We start from the raw sequence: 25,321 nt of genomic DNA, 5'->3' as shown, positions 1-25,321 counted from the left end.
ACAAATTTGTCGCAAAATGTAATGGCTTGGCTGAACACAGGCTTGCGCGGCGCCAAAGGAGGCAAGGGCCTGTGCGCGTGCCGCTTGACGAGCGGCCAAGCCCCATGGTGAAAGACCGGACGATCGCGGGAGGCGGCATGAGCGACACCTGGCTATATGACGAGCATCCTGCGATGTTCCGGGCGCATCCGGTGCTGTTCCTGCTGCTGCTCATTTCCGTGATCGGCATCCTCGCCATCGCGATCTGGTGGCTGATGCACAAGGGCGAGCGGCTGGCGCTGTCCGACCGCGACGTGCTGATGGAAAAGGGGCTTTTGTCCAAGCAGCGAACGGAAATCGCGCTGTCGAGCATTCGGTCGGTGCGCATCACCCAGACGCTGGGACAGCGTATCTTTCGCGTCGGCCATGTCGAATTGTTCAGCGCGGGCGACTATGCCGAAATCGCGATCAAGAATATGCCGAACCCTGATCGGATCCGGGCGATCGCGGCGTCGCGGAACGTGGACCTGCTGCCCCAGCGATAGACTATTTCGCGCAGCCCCTTGACTTGCGCGCATATATTTCAACGATAGCGGCATCATGAAGCCGTCAGAGCTTCGACCGTGAGGACGCCATGTCAGGAATCCCTGACCGCATTTGGGCGGGCAGGGCATTGAAGGGGTGTCGCCATGGTAGGCTTGCGAGTGATGCCGTCCTTGCCGGATCTGACGGCCGAGGAACGCGCGACCGTCCGCCAATCCTGCGGCTTTGCCTGTGTGCGGTGCGGTGTCACCATCTATCGCTATCTGCGCTTGCCCGACAGTCCTGGTGTGACGCTGTTCTGTCCCACCTGCCACGGCCTGGTGGAGGAAGGACGGCTGACGCCCACACAAGTCCATAGCTTTCACGCCAATCCGGTCGTGCGGCAGCGCCATTTCGCGCGCGATCGCCTGCCATTTTCCGCCGAACTGCCGCAATTGATCGTGGGCGGATCGCGGCTGCTGCGCGACACGCCTATCCCGATCACGCTGGATGGCGAGCCGATCCTGATGTTCGCGCCGCCTCGCCGCACCAATGGCGCGACCCGCATCAGCGTGCGGCTGGGCAATGCCGATGGTGATGCGATGCAGGTGATCGACGGCAATGAATGGAAGCCATTGGACGGAAGCTGGCACTTCCTGCTGCGTGGCGATCGCTATTCGATGATGGCCGCGCGGGGCGACGGCCTGTGCGTGCTGCGCATCGTGGCGCGCAACCGGATCGCGGTCGAACATTTGCGCACCACCATCCGGGGACGACGGCTGGAAGTCACACCCGATTGGCTGGAGATCGACGGCAAGCGCCATGTCGATCGCATTGGCAGCGGCACCCTGATTGGTCTGGAACTGTGATCGCGCGGGTTACGCCAAAGTGACGAAGATTTCCGCTTCGATCAGCCAGGACCCCGCCACGTCGCGCCATTTCGCGCAATAGCTGCCCGATGTGAGGATGCGGCCGTCCGCTGCGGCCGCCCCCGTCCATCGACCTTCCTCCATCGCGATCGGTTCGACCGGGGAAATGGTGATCCGATCGGGCGTGCGCATGTAGACAAGGCGGTCCGATGCTGCAAATTCCCGCTTCCATGCGGCAAGCTGCGCACGCTTGCCCGCTAGAACCGCGCTATCCGATCCTGTCACCAGCATCACGTCGCGCGCGAGCAAGGGCTCGATCGCTTTCAGATGCGCTTCGGCCAATGCCCGATTGAAGGCGGCGCGCGCCATCCTGATGGCAAGATCAGCAGAGGCGGTCATCGAAGAAAGCTGGCCACGCGGCGGCTTATCCGCAGCGAACGGTGGTAATCGTCATTGCCTCGTCATAGCTGACGGTCAGCCGATCGGCACGGAAATCCATCGTCATGGCCATGCTTGGCGCGCCCCAGCGCAGCGTCTTCGCGCCCGATGCCGCCAGCAATTGCGCGCCAATGTCGCCGCTTGCCTTCTGTCCGACGAACCGGTCCAGCCCCGCGTCGCGGCAAGGGCCATCCGCCATTGCGGGCGGCGGCGTTCGGGGACCGGAGCCATGGGCGCCGGCACAGCCCGTCAGGCCGGCGATCATCATTGCCGTCATTGCCCAGCGCATCGCCATGCCTCCTACTCGGTTCGCGTCATTTTCAGCCGCCCGCCCTTGACCGCAAAGGCGAGCCGGCCTTCGACCAGGTCAACCGCGTCGCGGCCAAATTGTTCATACCGCCAGCCTTCCAGGATCGACAGGCCTTCGCGCACGCCCGCCGCCAGCGCGTCGATGTCGTCGCTGCGCGCGATCAGCCGGGCAGCGACGTCAATGTCGCGCGAGCGGATCTTGAGCAGCAGTTTCAGCAAGTCGGCGACCAGCGCGCCATCCTTGCCCAGGCCCGGCCGCTTGGGATCGCGCTCGGGCATTTCGTCGCGGTCCAGCGGTTGCGACGCCTTGATCGCGCTCATCAGTCGCGCGCCGATGTCGTTGGTCTTCCAGGTGGCGGACAGGCCGCGCACCTTGCCCAGATCCTCCTGCGCGCGCGGCGGGTGGCTGGCGATATCGGCCAGCGTCTCGTCCTTGACGATGCGCCCGCGCGGCAAATTCTTGTCCTGCGCCTCCATTTCCCGCCAGGCGGCCAGCGCCTTGAGGCGGCCCAGCACGTCGGCCTTGCGGCTGGCGATGCGCACGCGTTTCCACGCGTCGGCCGGGTCGTTTTCATAATTGGATGGATCGCTGATCCGTTCCATTTCCTGGTCCAGCCAGTCGCCGCGCCCGGTCTTCTTCAACTCTTCCAGCATTTTGGGGAAGATTTTGATGAGATAGGTGACGTCGCCGATCGCATAGTCGATCTGCCGCTTGTCGAGCGGCCGCCGCGCCCAGTCGGTGAAGCGCGCGCCCTTGTCGAGCTGCACGCCCAGCCATGCGTCGACCAGATTGCCATAGCCAATCTGTTCGCCAAGGCCGAGCGCCATCGCCGCGATCTGCGTGTCGAACATGGGGTGCGGGGTCTTGCCCGTCAGGTTGTGGACGATTTCAATGTCCTGCCCGCCGGCATGAAAGACCTTGAGCACATCCTCATTGTTGACCAGCAGGTCGAGCAGCGGCGTCAGGTCGATGCCCGGCGCCTTGGGGTCGATCGCCGCGGCCTCATGACTATCGGCGACCTGCACCAGGCAAAGGTCGGGCCAATAGCTGTTTTCGCGCATGAACTCCGTGTCGACGGCGACATAGGGGGAATTCGCGATGCGGGCGCAAAAATCGGAAAGCGTCTTGCTGTCGGTAATCAGCGGATGAATTTGCATATGGTCTTCGATCTTATTATGGGCTGGCCCGCGTCCGGCGGGCTGGTCGAAAGGTCGACAAGGCAAGCCCATAGCCGGGCCGCAACAATTTGTCATTTCCGTAAAACGATTCTGAAAGATCAAAACGCCATGCATGCCTATCGCACCCACACCTGCGGCGCCCTGACCATCGCCGATGCCGGCAATGAGGTCCGCGTGTCGGGCTGGGTGCATCGCAAGCGCGACCATGGCGATCTGGTCTTCATCGACCTGCGCGATCATTATGGCATGGTGCAGATCGTGACCGAAGTGGACGGCCCGGTGTTCCAGGTGATCGAGGGGCTGCGGGCCGAAAGCGTCGTGACCGTGACCGGCAAGGTCGTTGCCCGCGCGAAGGAAGCGGTGAACCCCAACCTGCCGACCGGCGAGATTGAGATTCGCGCGCTGGACGCGGCCGTCCTGTCTGCCGCCGCTGACCTGCCGCTGCCGGTCGCTGGTGAACAGGACTATCCCGAGGATATTCGCCTGCGCTACCGCTTCCTCGACCTGCGGCGCGAGACGCTGCATGCCAATATCGTCAAGCGCACGAAGATCATTTCGGACATGCGCCGCCGTATGGAAGGCGCGGGCTTCACCGAATATTCGACGCCGATCCTGACCGCCTCCTCGCCCGAGGGCGCGCGCGACTTTCTAGTGCCCAGCCGCATCCATCCCGGCAAATTCTACGCCCTGCCGCAGGCGCCCCAGCAGTATAAGCAGCTGCTGATGGTCGCTGGCTTCGACCGCTATTTCCAGATCGCGCCCTGCTTCCGCGACGAAGACCCGCGCGCCGATCGCCTGCCCGGCGAATTCTATCAGCTCGACCTTGAAATGAGCTTCGTCACGCAGGAAGACGTCTGGAACACGATGGAGCCGGTGATCGCGCAGGTGTTCGAAGCCTTTGCGGACGGCAAGCCCGTGACCCCGGCGGGCAGCTTCCCGCGCATCCCGCACGCCGAGGCGATGCTAAAATATGGCAGCGACAAGCCGGACCTGCGCAACCCCATCATCATCCAGGACGTGACCGATCATTTCGTCGGGTCAGGCTTTGGCATCTTCGCCAGCCTCGTCGATGGCGGCGCGCGCATCCGCGCCATTCCTGCACCGGGCGCAGGCGCGGGCAGCCGCAAATTCTTCGATGACATGAACGTCTGGGCGCGGGGCGAAGGCTATTCGGGCCTTGGCTATATCAACATCAAGGATGGCGTGCCCGGCGGCCCGATCGCCAAGAATCATGGACCCGAAGCGACCGCCCGGCTGATCGAGGCGCTGGGCCTTGGCCCAAATGACGGCGTGTTTTTCGCCGCCGGCAAGGAAAGCCAGGCCGCCAAGCTCGCCGGCCTCGCCCGCATCCGCGTTGGCGAGAGCCTAGACCTCATCGACAAGGACCGGTTCGAACTCTGCTGGATCGTCGACTTCCCATTCTACGAATATGACGAGGATACGAAGTCGATCGACTTCGCGCACAACCCGTTTTCCATGCCGCAGGGCGGGCTGGAGGCGCTGGAGAGCCAGGACCCGCTCACCATCAACGCCTATCAATATGACATGGTGTGCAACGGCTATGAAATCGCCTCCGGCTCGATCCGCAACCAGTCGCCCGACCTGATGGTCAAGGCCTTCGAACTGGTCGGCCTCAGCAAGGCGGACGTGGAGGAGCGGTTCGGCGGCCTCTATCGCGCCTTCCAATATGGCGCTCCGCCCCATGGTGGCATGGCGGCCGGTGTCGACCGCATCGTGATGCTACTGTGCGGCGCGCAAAATCTGCGCGAAATCACGCTCTTCCCGATGAACCAGCGCGCCGAAGACCTGCTGATGGGCGCGCCCAGCGCAGCGGAGTTCAAGCAGCTGCGCGAACTCCACGTCCGCGTGGTGGAGCCGCAGGCGAAGAATTAGGTCGACCCCGTTCGTCCTGAGTAGCCCCTGAGCTTGCCGAAGGGGTGTATCGAAGGGCATGGTGCGCCCAGTGCTTCGATACGGGCCTTCGACATGCTCAGACCCTACTCAGCACGAACGGATGTTGAGAGGGATATGCGCATGACCATCGACCTGTCCGACCACGAAAAGGGCAAGAAATATAAGGGCGACTATGACGCCGATCTGGCTGCCCTCCAGGAGCGGCTGGCGAAGATCCAGGTCGCGCACATCGTCCACGACCGGCGCAGCGTGATCCTGCTGGAAGGCTGGGACGCGGCGGGAAAGGGCGGCATCATCAAGCGGATGACCGCTGACTGGGACCCGCGCTATTATCAGGTGCACCCGATCGCCGCGCCGACGGAGGTGGAGCGCGACCATCATTTCCTCTGGCGTTTCTGGACGCGCCTGCCCGCGGGCCGCAACATCGCGATCTTCGACCGCAGCTGGTATGGCCGCGTGCTGGTCGAGCGGGTCGAGGGCTATTGCGACAAGGCAGACTGGAAGCGCGCCTATGACGAGATCAACGCCTTCGAACGGCAGCAGATCGACGCGGGCGCCAATATCGTCAAACTGTTCGTCCACATCACCCAGGAAACGCAGGACGAACAACTCGCCCAGCGTCTCGACACGCCGTGGAAGCGATGGAAGACGGGCGCCGACGATTATCGCAATCGTGCGCGGCGCGCCGACTATCTCGACGCGATGCATGATATGTTTCGAAAGACGGATACGAAGGACGCGCCCTGGCATGTGATCGACAATAACTACCGAAAGGCCGGACGCATTGCGGCGCTCACCTATGTGGCCGATCGCCTTGAAAAGCTGGTGCCGATGGACTTCCCCGACGCCGATCCTGCCGTGGTCGAACTTGCGCGCGAGGCGTTCGGCTATCAGAAGACGTGACAGGAAAACACTTAGAAAACAAATGCTTGTAATATAAATGTAACTTTAGCCTAACTGCGCTTTTACGATTGCGCTCTATGGCGTCGGCCATGACCGCTACCGTGCTGCCCTTCTCCTCGCCCTCTCCGGCATCCCTGCTGGCTCGATCCGACATCCATCTGGCGGCGAGCGGGCCGTCGGTGCGCCTGGATTGTCCGCTGAGCGAGGTCGTCGATTATTTCCAGCGCGATTCCGCGCTGCGTCTGCTGCCGGTGCTCGACATGGCCGATCGACCCGTTGGTGCGATTTATGAGCGCGACATGCGCCGCATCCTCTTCAATCCCTTCGGCCATGCCCTGCTCCGCAACCCCAGCTTCGGCGGCTGCCTGAACGACCATGTCCGTCCCTGCGCGAGCGCGGATCGGGCGACGGACGTGGAAACGCTCGTCGATCTTTTCGCCGCGCAGGGGGAGGGATGCGAAGGATTGATCGTCACCGATGGCGGGGTATTTGCCGGAGTGCTCGGCGGGTCGCTGCTGCTGCGGCTGACGGCGCAGCGTGATGCGCGCGTCGCCGTGGCGCGGGCAGAACGCATTGAAAAAATCGCGCAGGAAAGTGCTGATTTCCGAACCGATGTCGAACGATTGATCGCGGATCTGGTTATCATGGCCGACCAGTTGGCGACTCTCGCTGGTGAGGCGACAGAGCGGGCGGCGCTGGATGATGCCGACGCGGCCGCGATGGCGGTGGCGGCTGTTCAGACCGCCGACCGGCTGGCGGGCATCTCGACGGGCGGCGCGGACCTTGGCGCATTATTCGCTGCGATGGAGGCGGAAACGCGCGACGCTGGAGAGGCGATAAGGGACGCGGTGGCGCGCAGCCGTTCTGGAGCCGCTCGAAGCGAGGCCTTGGCGCAGGAGGCCGAGGATATCGGCACCGTGGTCGCCATGATCGACACGATCGCGCGGGCCACCAGCATGCTGGCGCTCAATGCCAGTATAGAGGCGGCGCGCGCGGGCGCTGCCGGGGAGGGCTTTGCTGTCGTGGCCAGAGAGGTGCAGTCTCTGGCCGCCCAAACGCGCGATGCGGCCGCGCAGATTTCCGGGAAGATCGACCATTTTCGCGGCGCGATCAGGGAGGTTGCCGCCGGCCACGCCCATATGGACACCGCCATGGCGCGCGTGAAACATCTTTCAGCGGCAGTCTTCGATGCGGTGGCCCGGCAGAGTGCCTTCAGCCTGACCATTTCTGAGAGCGTCGCCGAAGCCGCTCTGTCGAGCGACCATATCCGCACAGGCGCACGGCAGATCAGCGACAATGCGTCGGGCCGGGCACAGGCGGCGCGCCTGATGCGCGATGTCGCCGGGCGGCTTGCGGAGGAGGCGCATCGGCTGGAAAATCGGGCGGGCGGATTCATCACCGCGATCCGGGCGGCCTGATCGCGACCCACTGGCGCGATCTTGCGAAACCGCTACTCTGCGTCTCCCATAGAAAAAAGGAGAGGCATGCCATGCTCGTCATGTTCGTCGGTACAGACCGCACGCAGACCGCGGTCAATCCCGCGCAAGTCACATTCGTCACCCAGGTCAGCGACGGCACCCGCATCCGCTTTGGCGAGGGGCGCAGCGTTACCGTGACGGAACCGATTGCCGCGGTGCTCGAAAGTCTGAACCAGGCGTTGCGACCGCACGACTAGCGAAGGGGAGGGAGGGGCGCTGCCCGCCCTCCCTCAATAATCCTTCGAATAGCGCAGGTTCGCGGACGACCCTGCGTTGGTGCCCGTATTCGACAGCAGGCTCAGCGTCTTGGACAGAGCGATTTCCAGCTGAGTCGCGGTGAAGCCCTTGGAGTCGGTGATGACCTCAACATAGATATTGTTGGAGATATGTTGGCCAACCGCCAGGCTGGTGCCGCGACCCGTCGAGTCATCTCCGCCAACGATGCCGATCCGGTCTAGCCCGGTCGCGCCCTGCAGCTTGCCCATCGGATTGAGGCCACCGCTGCCACCCCGCAAGCCGTTCAGCGCCGCCGCCAGCTGCACCGCCTGGATTGGCGAGAGATTGGCGACATTGTCGCCGAAGAGGATGCGGGACAGGATTTCATCCTGCGGCAGCGTCGGCGTGGAAATGAAGCTGATGTCAGGCTGCTGCGCGCTGCCCGTAACGCGAATGCCCGCTGTCACCGTGTCGATCCGCGTTTGCGCCGTAATCTGCAGGGTCGGGTTCGTCATCGGGCCATTGAAGCTGATCAGGCCCTGTTCCAGATCGAACTGATGGCCTGAGAAGCTGTAGCGGCCGCGGATCACCTCGACCTGCCCGACGACGCGCGGATTGGTCGCCGTTCCGGTGACGCGCATGTTCGTCTTCCATTCGGAATCCAGTCCCATGCCGGTCACATAGATCTCATTGTCGGCACGCACGCGAATGTCCAGCTTCCACGGTTTGGGCGCAGCGGCCGCCTTGCGATCGGCCAGGCGCTGGTCGAGGAGATCGGTCCCTTCGCCCTTGCGCCGCACACCCGTCAGCTGTCGGATTTCCGTGCCTCCCTGCCAAGCGACGCGATAGCGCGTTTCGGGCAGCCGCAGGTCGCCCTTGATCAGGCCGCCATTGGCCGCGCTGTTGGTGATGTTGAGCGTGCCGCTGACGACGCTGGTGATCGCCTCGCTGCGCGCGAGACGGGCGCGGTCCAGCTTGATCGCGATGTTCATTGGGAAACCGCTATCCGCCGCCAGCCCGACATCGCCGCTCGCCTGCACCGTGCCATCGCCAGCGCGTCCGGAAAAGTCGCGAATTTCCAGATGATCGTTCGTGAAGCGGCCATCGAGCCGCATTTGCGTCACGCGGGTGCCGAAGCTCTCATTCTCGTACGTCAGGCTGTTGGCGCGCACCACGCCATTGAGGCGCGGGTCGCTGAGCCGGCCATTGAAATCGGCCGCCACGGCCATGCCACCGGTCAATTGCTGATCGGCCAGCCCCGCAAAGGAGAATAGCACATCGGCCGGACCCGAATAGCGAATGCCTCCGCCCAATGGCGCATTCTGCAACTGCTCCGTCCAGGACGCACCGGCTCCCGGAGGCGCCAAGGTGGCGACGAAGCGGCCGAGGGTCGCGCCGCCGCGACGGATGAGGCCGCGCATGTCGCCGCCTGCCGACGACAGCTTGCCTTCGACATTCATCGATACCGGGTCCGAGACCGCGGTCAGGCTGGACCGGCGAAAATCATTGATGGCCAGGCGCGTGGTCGCGGTCGGGAAGGCATTGCCGGTCTGGCTGTAATCCAGAGTGCCGGTGGCGCGCCCGCTGATGCCCAGGCCAGGCGCCGCCATATTGGCGATGGCAAGGTCGAAATCCTTGAACCGGGCCTGCATCGCGGTAGTGCCGCCGAACCGGCCGGCGAGATCCACCTTGCCCTGCGGCAGCACCAGCGTGACCGGCTCCAGCCGATATCCGCCGCTTTCCGACCGGATGATCGCCGGCTTTGCCAGGCGGAAATCAATATTGGCGGCCTTCCCCTGGAGGGCGACGGCATAAAGATCAGGGCGCAGCGCTGCATTGACCGCGACCGAGAAGGGGACGCCGCTGGAGCCGTCGGCGACCAGCTGCGCCTTGCCGCGTCCGCCCTGATAATCGAGCTTGGCGCGGGCCTTGCGCACGACATAGTCGCCATAGGCGGCATTGCCGATCTGCGCGTCGGCGCGGATCTGCGGCTGGTCGGTGAGCAGGATCGACGCATTGACGATCGCGCGGCCGATGATGATGTCGGCCTCACCGGGCAATTTGGCGTTGGTCGCATTGGCGTTCACGTCCACGCCCTGCACCTTGCCGACGGCTGCCAGACGGACGGCGCCAGTGATGCCGGACCCGTTCATGTCGAGCCGTCCGGTGAAAGGTCCGGCCGCACTTTGCTGGATGCGGCCGTTCATATCGATCCCGGCGAAGCGCGCGCGGGTGACGTCAATGGTCAGCGGGCCTTGCGCCGTGCGGATGAGGACATTGGCGAAGAAGGGACCATAGGGGGAACCGCCCGTCGCCTCCAGCCGGTAGCCGGCGGCTTCGCCGTTCAGCTTCGCCACCACATCGGTCAACTGAACGCCGACATTGGGACGCGCGGCGCGCAGGACGGCTTGTGGGCGATCCACGGTGCCACGAACGCTAAGCGCTAATGGGCCATATTGTTTGGACGACGCCGCCGCATCGAAGGCGATCTGCCCATCGGTGTCATAGCTGCCGGAGCCTGACTGGATGGTGAAATTGGGCGCCGCGCCCTTGAGGCCTGCCAGCGTGAATTTGCCCTCCGGCGTCATGCCGATCCGCCCTGACACCACGGCATTGCCACCCAGGAAATCCCGGACCGAGGCGTTTTCCCAGCGCGCCGTGCGCACGCCGAACCGGCCGGACAGACCAAAGCCGCCCTTGGGCCCTGGCACCAGTTCGACATCGGTGTTCAAATTGACGATGCCGACGCCATCGATCCGATAGTCATTGACGCGGCCTTTGAGGCCGCCGCGATAAATGGCGTTGTCGAGGTCGGCGAGCACGATCGCCGTTGCGTCGACCTTGTCACTGTCGATCTTGAGATTGTCGCTGATCAGCTTTCCTGCGGCATAGGCGAAATCGCCCTTCACCCGAAGATTCTGAAGCAGGCCGCCGGCAGCGGCGTTGAGGCCGGTCACGCGGCTTGCGGTGGCGTTCACGGGAATGCGGATGCGATCGGCGTCGATCACCGCGCGGCCGCTGGCCTTCAAATTCTCGATACCGGTCGCGTCGAAGGCAATGCTCCTGGCGGTGATGTCATAGTCGATGAACGGCGTGGCCATCGGTCCATCGAGGATGACCGAAGCGCGCACGTCGCGACCCCGGACTTTTTCCATGATCGCACCGGGCGTCAGCAGCGCGGCATTGATCCGCAGCGCGCCGAATTTGCTTTGGGCAAGGTCCACCAGACCCTGAATATCGGCGGTCATGGCCGATGACCGCACCGACCCCTTGAGATTGACCTTGCGCTCATCAAGGCCCGCGAACAGGTCCAAATCCAGCTGCGGCGCGGTCAGCCGATCGACAGTGCCGGCAAAGACCAGTCCGGGGCGCAGCGGGCCCTTTGCCGTGAAATTGCCGTCGCGCGCCGCCAGCGCGATGTTCGCCAGTTCGCCCTTGGGCGACGTCGCGACGATCCGCCCGTCCCAGGCTTGCCAGCTACCCTTGCCGTCCAGCGTTGCGGTCATGCCATCGGTCAGGCCGGACATGGCGGCGATGACGCCGCCTTTGGGCGCGGTCAGCGTGCCGCTCATGGCCAGGCGGTTTTGATCGGGCACCGCGTCCAGCTTCGCCTGCAAACGGTCGCCACTGTCGACCAGTGCGCTTGCCTCCAGCTGGGCACGGCCATCGGCGATATGGGTGACAGCGTCGATCGCGATTTCCCGCTTTTGCCCGATCACCGGCTTGGCGAGCACGAACTTGCCGATCTTCAACCTGTCCACGTCGATGTCGAGGTCAGGCAGGATCGGCGCGTTGGGATCGCTTTCCGTGACGTTGAATTGCGGGCTGCGCGCCAGCACGACCAAGGGGGTTTCCAGCAGGCTGACGGAAATATGATTATTGACGTAGCGAAAGGGCTTCCACACGACATGGACGCGTGGGGACACGGCAAATACGCCCTTGGGATCGCGCAGGATAAGGTCATGGATGACCATGTCGCTATAGATCGACCCGTCGATCCGGCCGACCTCGATCTGCATGCCCGATTCAAGCTGAAGCGCCGCAATCTGCTTGATCAGGAATTTCTTTCCAGGCTGGGTGTTGAGCCCGAGCAGCAGCACGCCGACCAGCAGGATGAGGCCGACCAGCACGCCAGCTACGCCAATGGCGATTTTTTGCCATAGCGGCCGCTTTTCGCGCACGACGATGGTTTCGGCAGGCGTCTCAGCCACTGCCGGAGCGGAAGGAGGGGTGTCGTCCTGTGCCATCAGAAAGCCTGCCCAATGCCGATATAGATGGCGAATTTGGATTCACCCGGTTGCCGGTTGATCGGCATGGCGATGTCGGCGCGGAACGGGCCGAAATTGGTATAGAAGCGCCCGCCCACGCCGACGCCGTAGCGCATGTCGGAAAATTTGGGGATCGAGCTGTCATAGACCTGGCCAGCGTCGACAAAGGCGACGACGCCATAATTGCCGAAGCGATAGCGCCCTTCGACCGCGAATTCATTGACGGACCGCCCGCCGATCGGATGGTTGTTCACGTCCTTGGGGCCAAGTTCCTGATAGCCAAAGCCGCGGACCGATCCGCCGCCGCCGGCATAGACGCGCCGCGATGGCGCCACATCGTCGCGGTCGACGCCGCTGATCGTGCCCAGCCGCGTGCGCGCCGCGATGACCAGGCTGTCGGACACCGGATAGTAGCCCGAAAGATCGAAGGTGGCGCGCAGATAGGGCGAGAAATTGCCCTGCAATGATCCCTCCGGTTCGGCGCGCAGATTAGCGCGGAACCCCTTGGTCGGATTGAGCAGGTCATTGGACCGGTCATAGCCGATCTGGAGCGGCAGGCCGCCGATGAAATAGGTGCGCCGCGTCTTTTCCGCCGTGGTCGGGTCGATCACGACCTGTTCGTTGGTCAGCAGGATTTCGGCGCCATAGCTGTAAGTCCAGCGCTTCTGGAAGATCGGCGTGGATTGCCGCGCCCAGCCGATGTTGATGCCGGCGGTATAGGCTTCATAGGCATCATAATTCTGGTGATTGAGCGTGATGCCGGTCTGGAAGGTCTTGTCCCGCTTCCCGGCATTGGAGCGGCGAAATGTCGCCGACGCGCCCTGTTCCTGCGTCCCGGCGATCGCCCCAAGAATGAGCGCGCCTTCAGGCGGAAACAGGTTGCGATGCGTCCAGGTGCCTTCAGCGCGAAATCCCTGGCCCGTGCCGTACCCCGCTTCACCGGCCAGCGTGCGCGGCGGGCCGGCATCCTGTTCGACGTGCAGGTCGACATATTCTGTGCCGTCAGGCCCCGGTTCGCCCGTGCGAACGGGATCGACCGCCACGCTGGAGAATAAGCCAGTCGCCACCAGCGCCTTGCGCAGGTCATCGACCTTGCGACTGTCATAGAGTTCGCCAGGCTTGTACCGCTTGATCACTTCCATATGGTCCGCGCCGAACGCCTGATCCTCACCACTGGTGGTGATGTTGCGGAAACTGGCGCGCGGGCCGGTTTCCACCGGCAGCGTATAAGCGCCCGTCACGGTCGCGGGATCGAGCAATATGTCGCGCTGCCCCACTTCGACGAAGGGATAGCCATTTTCGGGCAGCTTGAGCGCGACATTGGCCTCCGCGCCCTCGACATTGGCGGCAACGATGTAATCGCCGGTTTTGAGCGGCAGGCTGTCACGCACCAGTCCGGGCGGCACGGTTGGCTTGGCGTTGATGACGATATCGCCAATCTTGTAGCGCTTGCCCGGCGTCACCGACACGACAGCGGTCAATGTCCCGTCGCCGCCCTGATCCAGGCTGGCGATCGCCGTCCCGTCATAATAGCCCTGGGAATAGAGCAGGCGCACGGCCAGATCCTGATCCGCTTCGGCGCGCTGCTGCACCATCGTTGCCGTATCGGCCTTCCCATCGCCATCGAACAGCGCCGACTCCGCCCGGAATTCGTCCTCCAGTCCGGTCTTGCCGAAGCCCTCGACCCGGGTCGCGTAGCGGACGTCGGGCAGTTCGGCATTAGGGTCGTCCTGCGTCGCTTCATTCGCTGGAACCGTCACGCTACCTAGGGGCGGCAGGGGCTGCGCCAATTCACGTTCTTCCGCAGGATCAACGGCAGGCGGCAGTTCCGCGGGCATGGCGGACTCGGCCGGCATCTGCTGGTCGATCCAGTTGTCGATCGAAGGCAAGGGTGCGTTGGGATCGCTACCTTCGATCTTGGGCAAGCGCGCCTCGAACTGCGCATCGGGCAAAATGGGTTCTTCGGCGTCTGGTTGTGGGGCGGGGGCGGTCTGGGCAAGCAGGGGAAGGGGAGATGCGGTCAACAGCAGGAAGCCCAACATGCGCTGGACATGAAATGCCTGTCGTCTCGTCATTGTCGTGCGTCGCCCCTTTTGCGCCACGCCCGTTATGACGTCCGGCAAAGACTAAATACGCCCAACAGGTTGCGACGGTTCCGCCTGCGACATGATTCCCGCCACTTTCCATGGGGCTTGCGGGCGGCTACAGGCTTTTCATGACATTTGCGCTCAATATTTCGCGTTCCCTGTCCGGGCAGCCTTGGCGCTGGCGTGGGCCGGGGGCCGACACGCGAGAGCCTGCCTGTCTCCCCGACGATCTGGTCACGCAATTGCTGCTGGCGCGCGGCTGCACCCGCGACGGGCTGGATGTGCATCGCAATCCGACGATCCGCGGCTTCATGCCCGATCCCAGCCTGTTTCGCGACATGGACGTCGCGGCCGAACGCTTGGCCGATGCGGTGCAGCGTCAGGAAGATGTGCGCATCTTCGGTGATTATGACGTCGATGGCGCGACCAGCGCGGCGTTGTTGATCCGGTTGCTGCGCGACCTGGGGCTGAGCGCGCGTCCCTATATTCCCGACCGGCTGATGGAGGGATATGGCCCATCGGGCGAGGCGCTGGTCCGCCTGGCCGGCGAAGGGGCGAGCCTGATCGTCACCGTCGATTGCGGCGCGCAGGCGTTCGAGGCGCTGGCGATGGCCAAGGCTGTCGGCGTCGATGTCGTGGTGGTGGATCACCACAAATGCGCCAGCCAGTTGCCCGAGGCGTTTGCGCTGGTGAACCCCAATAGGCTGGACGAACATCCCGAAGCGGCGCTGCACGGACATCTGGCGGCGGTCGGCGTGGCTTTCCTGCTGGGCGCGCGCTTGTTGAAGACGCTGGATGACAGGGGCTGGTTTGCGAACCGCAACAAGCCCAATCTGCTCGACTTGCTGGATATCGTCGCACTTGGCACCGTAGCGGACGTAGCGCAGCTGAAGGGGCTGAACCGCGCCTTCGTTGCGCAGGGGCTCAAGGTGATGGGCAAGCGCCGCAATATCGGGCTGGCTGCTTTGATCGACGCCAGCCGCCTGACGCGCGCGCCGCTGTGCCATGATCTTGGCTTTGCGCTCGGTCCGCGCATCAATGCGGGCGGCCGGGTGGGGCAGGCGGATCTGGGCGTCCGGCTGCTGACGACCGAGGACCCCGCGGAAGCCGCGCAGATCGCGGCGCAGCTCGACCAGTATAATGAGGAACGGCGCGCGATCGAATCGACGGTGCAGGAGCAGGCGGAAGCGCTGCTCGCCGCCCAAGGGAACAGAGCCGTCGCAGTGATTGCGGGCGCCGGCTGGCACCCCGGCGTCATCGGCATCGTCGCAGGTCGGATCAAGGAGAAAGCCGGGCGTCCCGCGATTGTGATTGCGCTGGACGACGCGGGCGTCGGCAAGGGGTCGGGCCGTTCGATTTCCGGCGTAGACCTGGGCGCGGCGGTGCTGGCCGCAAAGGATAGCGGGTTGCTGGTTGCCGGCGGCGGGCACGCGATGGCGGCGGGGCTGACCGTGGCGGCGGACCGCATCGACGCGCTGGCGGATTATCTGGACGACCGACTCTCGGCAGCCGTGGCAAAGGCGCGGGACGATCGCGCCCTGCTGATCGATGCGGTCCTTGCGCCCACCGGCGTCAACCCGGACTTTGTTGCGGCGCTCGACCAGGGTGGCCCTTATGGCGCGGGTTGGCCCGCTCCGCTCATTGCAGCCGGCCCGATGCGCGTCATCAAGGCCGACGTGGTGGGCAATGGTCATTTGCGGGCGATCATGGCCGGCGATGATGGCCGTTCGATCAAGACGATCGCGTTTCGGCGCGCGGAAACCGAACTGGGCCAGGCGATCCTTGCCGCGCCGCGTGACCGACGGCTCTGGGTTGCGGGCAAGGCCAAGATTGACGACTGGGGTAGCCGCCCTGCTGCCGAACTCCATTTGGAGGACGCTGCCTGGGCGGATTGAGGCAGATTGCAATTTTCTTGGCGTTTAGGGGTTGACCCTTTTTCCGTCCCCGCCTAATTGCGCCCTCGCTTCGCAGCGCTGCCCGGCAGCACTGCTGAACGGCCCCTTCGTCTAGCGGTTAGGACGCGGCCCTTTCACGGCTGAAACACGGGTTCGATTCCCGTAGGGGTCACCATCTTTATTTTTGGTGGTTTTTTCGGCTCATGAAGCCGGTTCCCTGGTTGATAGGGGAAGATTTCTCCCACCTGTCTTATCGCCCCATCTTCGGCGGGTGTTACGCAGGTCATTTTCGCGCTGGCATGGCCATGCGTTGCGTTCGGGCACTACCGCACCTAGAACGTGGCATGATGCTGCTTTTACGACTGTTTTTTGCATTTTTGATCTTCGCGCCATCGTTGGCGCTGGCCATTCCCACCAACGCACCGACACCCGGCTATACTCGGGTCGCGATCGAGACATCGGTGGGGACCATCGTGATTGCCGCGGATTCGAAGCGTGCGCCGCGCACGTCGGCGAATTTCCTGACCTATGTCGATGATGGCCGTTTTGACGGCGTGATATTCTATCGGGCCGCGCGGCGCAAAAGCCAGCCAAAGCTGGGATTGATCCAGGGTGGCATCGACACGGACTTGCGCCGGTCCCTTCCTCCGATCAGGCATGAACCGACGAGCGAAACGGGGATACGCCATCTGGATGCGACCGTGTCGATGGCGCGACCCAACCGGCCCAATTCCGCCACGGGCAACTTCTTCATCACAATAGGGGCGACGCCCAACATGGATGCGCGCGACGCCTATATCGGCTATGCCGCCTTTGGCCATCTCGTGGCGGGAATGGATGTGGTGAAGACTATCCTGGCGGCGCCCACTTGTTGCGGGTCCGGGCCGATGCGGGGACAGATGATCGTCAAGCCCATCAGGATCATCCGCGCCCGTCGGCTGGACGGCAGGCCAACCCCCTCGCGCGCCCCGAAACCGTGGCTGCTGGGGCTGAAACGGACTGCGAAATAGACAGGTCAACGCAATGCGCGCCTGATCTTGATCATCGCTTCAACAAGCGCGATGCCGCTAGTCTGGGCGATCATTTGTGTTGCGCAGGAGGTGCGGCATGACGGGACAGGTCAGGATAGGGATTGGGGGATGGGTCTATGAACCATGGCGCGGTAGCTTCTATCCCGCCGGGCTGCGGCAGAAGGATGAACTGGCCTATGTCGGCGCACATCTGACCGCGACGGAAGTGAATGCGACCTATTATAGCAGCCAGAAACCGGCCACCTTTGCAAACTGGGCGAAGGCGGTGCCCGATGGCTTCCAGTTTGCCCTGAAGGCCTCCCGCTACTGCACGAACCGCAAAGTCTTAGCAGAAGCGGGAGGGTCGATCGCCAAATTCACTGGCCAGGGCATAGCGGAGCTGGGCGACAGGCTGGGGCCGATCCTCTGGCAATTCATGCCCACCAAGCGTTTCGATCCCGATGATTTCGGCGCGTTCCTGGAGCTGCTGCCTGACGCCGTCGACGGCATCCGCCTTCGCCATGCGCTGGAGGTGCGGCACGAAAGTTTCAAAGATCCGGCGTTCTTCGACATGGCCAAGGAAGCCGGGGCGGCGGTGGTGCTGGCCGATCATGAAGACTATCCCGCCCTCACCGGCCACAATGTTGGTTTTGCCTATCTGCGGCTGATGCGAACGCAGACGCAGGAGCCGACCGGCTACGCCCCGACCGATATCGACCATTGGGCCAAGCGCGCGGTCGACCTGTCCGAGAAGGGCGATGTCTATGGCTTTTTCATCAGCGGCGCGAAGGAACGCAACCCAGCCGCCGCCCAGGCGATGATCGCGGCGCTCGCCTGACGGCCTATGTTGCGTTTGTTGCAATCGGAAAGTCAGGCTTTGCGATTGTTACAATGACATGACGGGCTTAGAGGCTCCTCACAGATGCGGAGGCGAATGTCCTTCGCAACAATGGAGTCAATTATGCGTCAGATTTTTCAAGGTGCCGTGCTCGCCGCCGCTGTGGGCGTGCAGATGGTAACATTCTATTCGGTTCTCTATGCCTGACAGCGGCTCGGCCGCAAGTTTCAGGACATTGTGCCAAGACTGAAAAAAGGCCGCTCTCCGACTCATCGGGGCGGCCTTTTTAGTATGCGGTCATTTGCTGCGACTGGACGACGTCACCCTTCGGCGAGCCAGCCCGCCAGCAGATAGGCGGCGACACCGATCGGGCCCAAGGCGCACAGGGTCAGCAGCACCAAGGCAACTCGGATCAGCGTAACGTCCAGACCGGTGCGATTGGAAAGCCCCGCGCAGACGCCCATGATCTTGCCATGGCGGCGGTCGAGGGTGAAATTGCTGTTCATGATATTGGCCTTCTGCATATGTATGGGGGGTCGAAAAAGGGGGGCGGCGGCGATCAGGCGATCGGCGCGACCGGAACCGCCGCGCTGACGAACAGGCTGGCGACGACAACGGCGCCGAGGAAAGCGAAGGCGGCGTTCTGGATCTTGGCAACGAACATGATGATAACTCCCTGATTGGCTGGCCGGATCATCCGGCCTTCATGCCCCACAGCATTGCAGGGGGTGTGCCAAATGCAGATTCGTCAAGAAATCGGCCGTTTTCAGGATGTGAGCAAAAGTCAGTCTAGTCCGTCAGTGCTGACCATTGGTGAAACATCCTCATGATTGGTAAATTTCGCAAAGGGATATGTCATGAGTGAGGCGTGGTTATTCGTCTATGGAACGCTGCGACCCGACCATGGAGGGATGGTCGCGCGTCGACTGGAGCGCGAAGCCACGCTGGTCGGCCCTGCGAGCGTTGACGGTGTTTTGTATCGGATCGCGGATTATCCCGGCTTGGTGCCAGGCGGCACTGCCAAGGTCGTGGGGGACCTCTACAGGCTTTCCGATCCCGTCCGTACGCTGGCGTGGCTCGACGATTATGAGGAATGCAGCCCGGCCTTCCCCCAACCCTGGGAATTTCGCCGCGTTCTCATCGCGGTTGCCACGCGGGAGGGTATGGTCGATGCATGGACCTATCTATATGCGCGCAACGTCGCGACATTCCAACGGATCGAAGGCGGCGATTTTCTTGCCTGACACCGGGCCAGCGATGCTTTGAAAGGAACTGGCCCAAGCTCGGGCGCTTTTCCTCTTCGGGGCGCCCATTTTAGGAAATGCATATGAACGAAGCCGTGGCAGCGGGACTATGGGGGCTGGTCGGCGGATCGGCCCTGCTGGTGGGCGCCGGCATCGCCTATTTCGTGCACTTGCCCCAGCGGTTGATCGCGGCGATCATGGCGGCAGGGTCAGGCGTGCTGATTTCTGCGGTCGCGTTCGACCTGATGGATGAGGCCTATCGGCGCGGCGGGTTTGACGCGACCGCGATCGGCTTTTTCGGGGGCGCCCTGGTTTATACGATCGCCAATACTCTGGTGTCGCGCGCAGGCGCCAGGCATCGCAAGCGTTCCGGATCAAATCCGCATCACCGCCAGGCGACGGCGCAGCAAGGATCGGGCCTGTCGATTGCCATAGGCGCGTTGCTCGACGGTATTCCCGAACCTGTCGTGATCGGCGTCAGCTTGCTGGAGGGCGCGGGGGTCAGCCTGGTGACGGTGGCGGCCGTATTTTTGTCCAACGTGCCCGAAGGTCTGTCGAGCGCGGCGGGCATGAAGAAAGCGGGCCGCAGCGCGATCTATATCTTCGGCGTCTGGGGCGGGATCGCGATGGCGTCGGGACTGGCCGCAGCGATCGGCTATGCCGTCATGGCCGGGGCCAGCCCGGACATTATCGCCGCAACCACGGCCGTCGCGGCCGGCGCGATCCTGGCGATGCTGGTCGACACGATGATCCCGGAAGCAACCGAGGAGGCACATGAATTTTCCGGCCTCATCGCCGTCGCTGGCTTTCTTCTGGCCTTCATCCTCAGCAAGCTGGAGGGGTGAAGGCCAGGGCGCCGTCATTTGGCCTTCATCGACTCGACGGCTTCCAGCGTGCTCTTCACATGATTGGCATAGTTCATTTCGCTGTGGACGAAGGCGATCCGTCCTGACGGGGCAATGACATAGGATGTCCGGTCGGTCATGCCCGGCCGCATCTTGAGGCCCACATCATAGCCTGAAATTATCGTCGATCCGGCCGACGCAACCGGGAATTTGCCCGCACATTCCTTGGTCGAAAAGGACACGAGATCGTCGACCGGATCGGCCGACATGCCGATGACGGTGGCGCCCGCCGCCTTGAACTTGTCGATATTCTCGGCAAATTCGCGCGCCTCGGCCGAACAGCCGGGGGTGAAGGCCTTGGGGAAGAAATAGAGCACCACCGGCCCGCGCTTGAGCTGATGCGAAAGGGTAAGAGTAAAAGTCTTGCCGGCAAGCGCGCCGCGCGTCGTGAAGTCCGGCGCTTTGGCGCCCACCGCAAGCGCCGCCATGGCCTGTCCGGCGGGGAGCAGCATGGCCGTGGCGGCGAGGATCAGGGACGGGCGCTTCATCGACAGATTCCTTTCAGTGCGACCTTGGGTTCAGGCGGGCGGTTCCCACAATTCGATGGCATTGCCCTCCGGATCGTGAATGCGGGCAAAACGACCGACGGCGGGGTCATCCCATTGCGGATCGGTGATGATCGCGATTTCGGCTGCGCGCAAGCTGTCCAGCAGAGAATCGAGATCGGCCACGCGAAAATTCAGCATGAACGCCTTGTCCGGCGCGAAATAATCGCTGTCCTGCGGGAAAGGCGCGAAGATCAAGGGTCCACCCGCAGCCTGCCATGCCCAATCATGCGACGGCGCATCGAGCATGGCGACGCAGCCGCCGCCGACATTGAGATGGGTGCGATACCAAAGTCCCAAAGCGTCGGGATCGCGCGCGCGAAAGAAAAATCCGCCCATTCCCAGAACTGGCATCGCACCGACTCCGTACGCGAAGGCGCAATCTCCCTACCATGCGGCGATCGATGCGGGAACAAGGCGATGGGGGCCGGGTTGTTTCGTCCATGCGCCTGCCATCGCCCTTCATGCCGCTCATCCTGACATCGATGATCCTGCTGGGCGGCTGCGGGCAGCAAAGTGGCAATGACGCAGCGCAGCCCAATGTCGTCACCAACATCATGGAGAAGGCGCTGCCCGACACGGACGAACCCGCACCGCCTGCAAACGCGATCGTGCCGGCAGAGCCTGTCCCCACCAGTGAAACGTCCAAGCCGCCAGCGTCGCCGGCCGGCATGATCCCTGAGAGCCTCCAAGGACGGTGGACGGGCATGCAGGCGCGGTGTGACGACCGATCCGATGCCCTGGAACTGACGATCAAGCCGGACCAGCTCATTTTTCACGAAAGTGTCGGCACGGTGCAGTCCGTCGATGCGCAGGAGGGCGGAGAGATACAGGTGAAGGCCGCCTTCACCGGCGAGGGCGAAAGCTGGACGCGTACGCTCAGCCTCAAACCATCGGCCGATGGCGCGCGACTGACCATCGTCAATGACGGGACGGCGGTGACTCGCAAGCGTTGCTGACGAAGCGCGCTTCCTTCCCGGTCCAGTCCTCGCTACAGCGACGCGATGATCGGCCGCCTGACCCTGAGCGACTTCCGCAATCATGCGGATGCGCTGATCCTGCCCAATCATGCTTTCATATTGCTGACCGGCGACAATGGCGCGGGCAAGACCAATATCCTGGAAGCGGTTTCGATGCTGGCGCCGGGCCGGGGCCTGCGTGGCGCTTCGCTTGGCGCGATGGCGCGGCAGGATGGGCCTGGCGGCTTCGGCATCGCGGCGGAGGTCGATGGCGTCATGCTGGGAACCGGCGTCAACGCGAATGCGCCGGAACGGCGGCAGGTGCGGATCGGCGGTGTCGCCTCGTCCGCCAACGCGCTCGCCGATCATCTGGCGATCGTATGGCTGACCCCGGCGATGGACCGGCTGTTTCTCGACAGTCCGGGCGGGAGGCGGCGTTTTCTGGACCGGCTGACACTGGCGCTGCATCCCGGCCATGCCGCGCACAGCGGGCGTTATGATGCCGCCATGCGCGCGCGCAACCGGTTGCTCAGCGACCTGCGCACTGCCGATCCGGTCTGGCTCTCCGCGCTGGAAACGCAGATGGAAGAGCATGGGGCGGCCATTGGCGGGGCGCGGGCTGACCTTGTCGCGCGCCTCAATCAGCTATTGGCGCATCAGCCCGATGCGCCTTTCGCCCGGCCCATGATCGAGATCGAGGAAGCCGAACCACAAGGCGATGAACCGCTTGCGATCCGCCTGGGGAGACAGCGCCGACGCGACGCAGCGGCCGGGCGAAGCCTGACCGGGCCGCATCGCCAGGACCTTGCGGTTACTCATGTGGCGAAGGGGCAGGCGGCGGCGCTTTGTTCGACCGGAGAGCAGAAGGCGCTGCTGCTGTCGATCCTGCTCGCCCATGCTGCCCTGGTCGCCGCTGAACGCGGGCAGCCGCCGGTGCTTTTGCTGGATGAAGTGGCGGCGCATCTCGATCCTCTCCGCCGCGCTGCTCTGTTTGACCGGCTGGCGGACACGGGGGGGCAGATATGGATGACGGGCACGGAGCCGAGCCTGTTCAGCGACTTGAGCGCGGCAACGCGGCTGTCTGTAACCGCCGGCCACATCTTTCGTTCCACAACATAACGCATCGACAAAACGATTCGTCGCCAGCGACTTTTCAAGCCGCGCGTGGTCTGCCCTAAAGCGGCCATCGGGGTTCAAGCCTTACCAAAAAAAGTCGGGGTCGCAATCGCATGTTGGCTGGTTTTCGCGCGTTTTTCGCGGCGTCTATTCTTGCGCTTTCGACATTGGCTTCCGTTCCCGCCGTCGCCGGCACGCTGCAATGCGCGCCCTTCGCCAGGCAGATTTCCGGCATCGACATTCATGGCAATGCCAACACCTGGTGGGGACAGGCGGAAGGCCACTACGATCGCGGGCATGAACCGCGTGTCGGCGCGGTGCTGGCCTTCTCGTCCAGCCGTTCGATGCCGGTCGGCCATGTGGCGATGGTCAGCAAGGTGGTCAGCGATCGTGAAGTGCTGCTGACCCACGCCAACTGGTCCTATCGTGGCGGCATCGAACGCGACGTCCGCGCCGTGGACGTGTCGCCCAATAATGACTGGACTGACGTGCGCGTCTGGTATGGTCCGATCGGCGGGCTTGGGACGCGGTCGAACCCGGCGCGTGGCTTCATTTATGCCGATGCGCCTGCCAAGATCGACCAGCCGGTGCAGATTGCATCGGCCGATATGGACGGCGGCGCTGCGGTCCGCTCTGCTTTCTGATCCTTTAACCTTTTGCCAACCGACTGACGCATAGGGTCGATCCCGGTGGGGCGATTCTAGACGTTTCAGGATCGCAAATGATTCGAAATCTGGTCTGGGCAGCGGCGCTGATGCTGTCCGGGATGACGGGCGCGCAGGCTTGGGGCGCGTCGGTGCTGCAATGCGTGCCTTATGCGCGCACCGTGTCGGGCGTCGACCTTTATGGCGATGCGCTCAACTGGTGGGACCAGGCCGATGGTCGGTTCAAGCGCGGCCACGCGCCGAAAAAGGGCGCGGTGCTGGCGTTCCGGGCGTTCGGGCCAATGGCGCTGGGGCATGTCGCGGTGGTGAGCCGCGTGCTCGACGATCGTCGTATTCTCATTCGCCATGCCAATTGGTCGGTGCCCGGCGCGATCGAGGAGGATGTGCTGGCGATCGACGTGTCGGACCAGGGCGACTGGAGCCAGGTGCGGGTATGGCACAGCCCGACCGGGCAAATGGGCGCGCGCACCAATCCGACCTTCGGCTTCATCTATCCGGCCAAAGCGAAGCTGCATGACTTCACGCCCGACCCTGCGCTGGGCGCGAGCATCCGCTTCGCCAGGATGGACATGGACCGTTGGAATCGCGAGGGCGCCTCCGTCCGCCCGGTGCGAACCGCGCAGGCGACGGTCGAAGCCAAGCCGGAACGGCGCGGCCGCGCGCCGCATCTGCGCACCGATCCGGCGATCCTGCACTTTGCCGACAATGCGCCGGTGGAGCGGAGCCTGAGCGCCATCATCGCGGACGTGAAGCGTGAAACGATGCTGAACTGATAGCGAAAGGGGCACCCATAGCGGCGCCCCTTGCTTTTATTCGCCGTCCGGCGCCTTGTCGTCGGCAGCGCCCTCGGCCGGATTTTCGAACCAGGCCTCAACCTCGCCATTCAGCTTGATCGTCAGCGGGTTGCCATGGCGGTCGCGGGTCTTGCCGGCGGCCACGCGGATCCAGCCTTCCGATATGCAATATTCTTCCACATCCTTGCGCTCCCGGCCCTTGAAGCGGATGCCGATGCCGCGCTGGAGCACATCCATGTCGAAATGGGGGCTTTTGGGATTGGTGGACAGATGGTCGGGGGGCGTGTCGCTCATGATGGAAATCCTTGCAAAGTTGCGCAGCGCCTAGCGCCTGGCCAACGCGCTCGTCAACCGCCCGGCGGCGCGTCGACATTGCAGAAGATGCGACGGATCACCCCCTGATCCAGCCAGGCGACGAAGCGGCGGCTGGCGTCGGCGATATTTTCGATCGGATAGGCGACGGGCCGTTCGTCGATCATCCGGCTGGCGACGGCGAGCCGGACGACGGCATCGGGCGCTGTCGTCAATATCCGGCCGCGCCGATCGGTGGCGGCGCTGTTGACCCCGATGACATGGCCGTCTTCGGACAGGACGGGACCGCCGCTGATGCCCGACAGCGTGCCATCGCCGGCGGGCAGGCGGGCGCGTTCCGCCCAGGCAAGGATGGGTTGCGTATCTTCGCTCCGGCCGCGTCGCGCGCTGGCCGATCCGATCAGTTCCGACACGACCAGCGTAGGCGCACCGGCTGGGAAGCCCATATGATAGCCCGGCGTCCCTGGCTGCGGCACATGATCGGCCAGCGGCAGTGCGTCCGGACTGGCGAGGTTGGCCTGCACCATGGCCGCGTCCCCCTCCCGGCTTTCCAGCACCCGCGCGACCGGCCGGGCGAAGCGGCCATCCTCCAGCCCGACGCGGGTGCAGCCATGGGTGACATGCTCGGCGGTCAGCCATGCGCCATCCCGATCGACGGCAAAAGCGGTGCCCATCGAATCAGCCGGCCCGCCGGGGCGATCCTCGATCACGAATTGCTCATCGCCCCATTGCGGCATGGGCCGGCGCGGGCTGCGCGGATCGAATTGTTCGACCTGTAGCGGCGGGATGACGGCATCCTGCGTGCCCCAGGCGACAGCCAGAAGCAATGCGCCCAGCACGAAGGGCAGGCAGCCGCAGCCCTGCTTGCGCGCCATG

25 protein-coding genes and 1 tRNA gene are annotated in these 25,321 nt (G+C 63.8%); 16 read left to right on the top strand and 10 right to left on the bottom strand.

Annotation, left to right across the window (positions count from 1 at the left end; all coding sequences use genetic code 11):
- Window positions 1-71 precede the first annotated feature (71 nt).
- Window positions 72-524 (top strand): PH domain-containing protein, encoded by a 453-nt coding sequence (locus RLDS_RS47540; RefSeq protein ID WP_021227509.1) that lies wholly within the window; start codon window positions 72-74, stop codon window positions 522-524.
- Between the two features lie 144 nt (window positions 525-668).
- Window positions 669-1,370: a hypothetical protein gene (locus RLDS_RS47535; RefSeq protein ID WP_040603879.1), complete on the top strand. Its 702-nt coding sequence runs from the start codon at window positions 669-671 to the stop codon at window positions 1,368-1,370.
- A 9-nt stretch (window positions 1,371-1,379) separates the two neighbouring features.
- On the opposite strand, the gene RLDS_RS47530 is transcribed toward RLDS_RS47535, so the two are convergent.
- From RLDS_RS47530 to rnd, 3 genes are read right to left on the bottom strand one after another with little or no spacing between them, the layout of a single operon-like run.
- Entirely contained in the window at window positions 1,380-1,769 is a 390-nt protein-coding gene (locus RLDS_RS47530) for a nuclear transport factor 2 family protein (protein ID WP_021227507.1), read from the bottom strand.
- Window positions 1,770-1,794: 25 nt separating this feature from the next.
- Complete coding sequence (locus tag RLDS_RS47525) at window positions 1,795-2,097, bottom strand: I78 family peptidase inhibitor (RefSeq protein ID WP_031298750.1); 303 nt, start codon at window positions 2,095-2,097, stop codon at window positions 1,795-1,797.
- Window positions 2,098-2,108: 11 nt separating this feature from the next.
- Window positions 2,109-3,275 (bottom strand): ribonuclease D, encoded by a 1,167-nt coding sequence (gene rnd, locus RLDS_RS47520; protein ID WP_021227505.1) that lies wholly within the window; start codon window positions 3,273-3,275, stop codon window positions 2,109-2,111.
- 129 nt (window positions 3,276-3,404) lie between these two features.
- On the opposite strand from rnd, the gene aspS reads away from it, so the two are divergent.
- From aspS to RLDS_RS47500, 4 genes are all read left to right on the top strand, one after another.
- On the top strand, window positions 3,405-5,189 hold the full coding sequence (gene aspS, locus RLDS_RS47515) for an aspartate--tRNA ligase (protein WP_031298749.1): 1,785 nt from the start codon (window positions 3,405-3,407) through the stop codon (window positions 5,187-5,189).
- A 141-nt stretch (window positions 5,190-5,330) separates the two neighbouring features.
- Window positions 5,331-6,113, top strand: a complete 783-nt coding sequence (locus RLDS_RS47510) for a polyphosphate kinase 2 family protein (RefSeq protein WP_031298747.1) — start codon at window positions 5,331-5,333, stop codon at window positions 6,111-6,113.
- A gap of 89 nt (window positions 6,114-6,202) precedes the next feature.
- Window positions 6,203-7,531: a methyl-accepting chemotaxis protein gene (locus tag RLDS_RS47505; protein WP_169534114.1), complete on the top strand. Its 1,329-nt coding sequence runs from the start codon at window positions 6,203-6,205 to the stop codon at window positions 7,529-7,531.
- Between the two features lie 71 nt (window positions 7,532-7,602).
- The gene (locus RLDS_RS47500) at window positions 7,603-7,788 is read left to right on the top strand and encodes a hypothetical protein (RefSeq protein WP_021227501.1); all 186 of its coding nucleotides are present in this window, start codon (window positions 7,603-7,605) and stop codon (window positions 7,786-7,788) included.
- Window positions 7,789-7,821: 33 nt separating this feature from the next.
- On the opposite strand, the gene RLDS_RS47495 is transcribed toward RLDS_RS47500, so the two are convergent.
- Window positions 7,822-12,054, bottom strand: coding sequence for a translocation/assembly module TamB domain-containing protein (locus RLDS_RS47495; RefSeq protein WP_021227500.1), 4,233 nt, complete (start codon window positions 12,052-12,054; stop codon window positions 7,822-7,824).
- Complete coding sequence (locus RLDS_RS47490; protein WP_031298745.1) at window positions 12,054-14,150, bottom strand: autotransporter assembly complex protein TamA; 2,097 nt, start codon at window positions 14,148-14,150, stop codon at window positions 12,054-12,056. Before RLDS_RS47490 ends, RLDS_RS47495 begins: the two co-directional genes overlap by 1 nt.
- Window positions 14,151-14,290: 140 nt before the next feature.
- Between RLDS_RS47490 and recJ the strand changes: the two genes are divergently transcribed.
- The 4 genes from recJ to RLDS_RS47470 all read left to right on the top strand — a co-directional run bounded on the left by recJ (window position 14,291) and on the right by RLDS_RS47470 (window position 17,905).
- Window positions 14,291-16,057, top strand: coding sequence for a single-stranded-DNA-specific exonuclease RecJ (recJ, locus tag RLDS_RS47485; protein ID WP_031298743.1), 1,767 nt, complete (start codon window positions 14,291-14,293; stop codon window positions 16,055-16,057).
- A gap of 100 nt (window positions 16,058-16,157) precedes the next feature.
- A tRNA-Glu gene (locus RLDS_RS47480) sits at window positions 16,158-16,232 on the top strand.
- A gap of 172 nt (window positions 16,233-16,404) precedes the next feature.
- Entirely contained in the window at window positions 16,405-17,067 is a 663-nt protein-coding gene (locus RLDS_RS47475) for a peptidylprolyl isomerase (RefSeq protein WP_031298742.1), read from the top strand.
- Window positions 17,068-17,164: 97 nt separating this feature from the next.
- Window positions 17,165-17,905: a DUF72 domain-containing protein gene (locus tag RLDS_RS47470; RefSeq protein WP_021227496.1), complete on the top strand. Its 741-nt coding sequence runs from the start codon at window positions 17,165-17,167 to the stop codon at window positions 17,903-17,905.
- A gap of 320 nt (window positions 17,906-18,225) precedes the next feature.
- Here the strand turns inward: RLDS_RS47470 and RLDS_RS47465 are convergent, their stop codons facing one another.
- Window positions 18,226-18,411: a PspC domain-containing protein gene (locus RLDS_RS47465; protein ID WP_031298741.1), complete on the bottom strand. Its 186-nt coding sequence runs from the start codon at window positions 18,409-18,411 to the stop codon at window positions 18,226-18,228.
- A 351-nt stretch (window positions 18,412-18,762) separates the two neighbouring features.
- On the opposite strand from RLDS_RS47465, the gene RLDS_RS47460 reads away from it, so the two are divergent.
- Both RLDS_RS47460 and RLDS_RS56360 read left to right on the top strand, forming a co-directional pair.
- Entirely contained in the window at window positions 18,763-19,149 is a 387-nt protein-coding gene (locus tag RLDS_RS47460; protein WP_031298739.1) for a gamma-glutamylcyclotransferase family protein, read from the top strand.
- 83 nt (window positions 19,150-19,232) lie between these two features.
- Window positions 19,233-19,994 (top strand): ZIP family metal transporter, encoded by a 762-nt coding sequence (locus RLDS_RS56360; protein ID WP_021227492.1) that lies wholly within the window; start codon window positions 19,233-19,235, stop codon window positions 19,992-19,994.
- A 14-nt stretch (window positions 19,995-20,008) separates the two neighbouring features.
- Here the strand turns inward: RLDS_RS56360 and RLDS_RS47450 are convergent, their stop codons facing one another.
- Together RLDS_RS47450 and RLDS_RS47445 are read right to left on the bottom strand one after the other, a co-directional pair.
- Window positions 20,009-20,542, bottom strand: coding sequence for a peroxiredoxin (locus RLDS_RS47450; RefSeq protein ID WP_021227491.1), 534 nt, complete (start codon window positions 20,540-20,542; stop codon window positions 20,009-20,011).
- A gap of 30 nt (window positions 20,543-20,572) precedes the next feature.
- On the bottom strand, window positions 20,573-20,953 hold the full coding sequence (locus RLDS_RS47445; RefSeq protein ID WP_031298738.1) for a VOC family protein: 381 nt from the start codon (window positions 20,951-20,953) through the stop codon (window positions 20,573-20,575).
- Window positions 20,954-21,042: 89 nt separating this feature from the next.
- Between RLDS_RS47445 and RLDS_RS47440 the strand changes: the two genes are divergently transcribed.
- The 4 genes from RLDS_RS47440 (at window position 21,043) to RLDS_RS47425 (ending at window position 24,112) form a co-directional block, all read left to right on the top strand.
- Window positions 21,043-21,558 (top strand): hypothetical protein, encoded by a 516-nt coding sequence (locus tag RLDS_RS47440; protein WP_031298737.1) that lies wholly within the window; start codon window positions 21,043-21,045, stop codon window positions 21,556-21,558.
- A 45-nt stretch (window positions 21,559-21,603) separates the two neighbouring features.
- Window positions 21,604-22,677, top strand: coding sequence for a DNA replication/repair protein RecF (recF, locus tag RLDS_RS47435; protein ID WP_021227488.1), 1,074 nt, complete (start codon window positions 21,604-21,606; stop codon window positions 22,675-22,677).
- 110 nt (window positions 22,678-22,787) lie between these two features.
- Window positions 22,788-23,318 (top strand): CHAP domain-containing protein, encoded by a 531-nt coding sequence (locus tag RLDS_RS47430; protein WP_021227487.1) that lies wholly within the window; start codon window positions 22,788-22,790, stop codon window positions 23,316-23,318.
- 77 nt (window positions 23,319-23,395) lie between these two features.
- Window positions 23,396-24,112: a CHAP domain-containing protein gene (locus RLDS_RS47425; RefSeq protein ID WP_021227486.1), complete on the top strand. Its 717-nt coding sequence runs from the start codon at window positions 23,396-23,398 to the stop codon at window positions 24,110-24,112.
- 36 nt (window positions 24,113-24,148) lie between these two features.
- Here RLDS_RS47425 and RLDS_RS47420 read toward each other — a convergent pair whose 3' ends face one another.
- The gene (locus tag RLDS_RS47420; protein ID WP_021227485.1) at window positions 24,149-24,427 is read right to left on the bottom strand and encodes a DUF3297 family protein; all 279 of its coding nucleotides are present in this window, start codon (window positions 24,425-24,427) and stop codon (window positions 24,149-24,151) included.
- 53 nt (window positions 24,428-24,480) lie between these two features.
- Complete coding sequence (locus RLDS_RS47415; RefSeq protein ID WP_021227484.1) at window positions 24,481-25,320, bottom strand: S1 family peptidase; 840 nt, start codon at window positions 25,318-25,320, stop codon at window positions 24,481-24,483.
- Between the last annotated feature and the right edge of the window lies 1 nt (window position 25,321).

Source organism: Sphingobium lactosutens DS20, assembly GCF_000445105.1.
Taxonomy (GTDB): domain Bacteria; phylum Pseudomonadota; class Alphaproteobacteria; order Sphingomonadales; family Sphingomonadaceae; genus Sphingobium; species Sphingobium lactosutens.
This window is presented reverse-complemented; position numbering and strand designations above follow the sequence as displayed.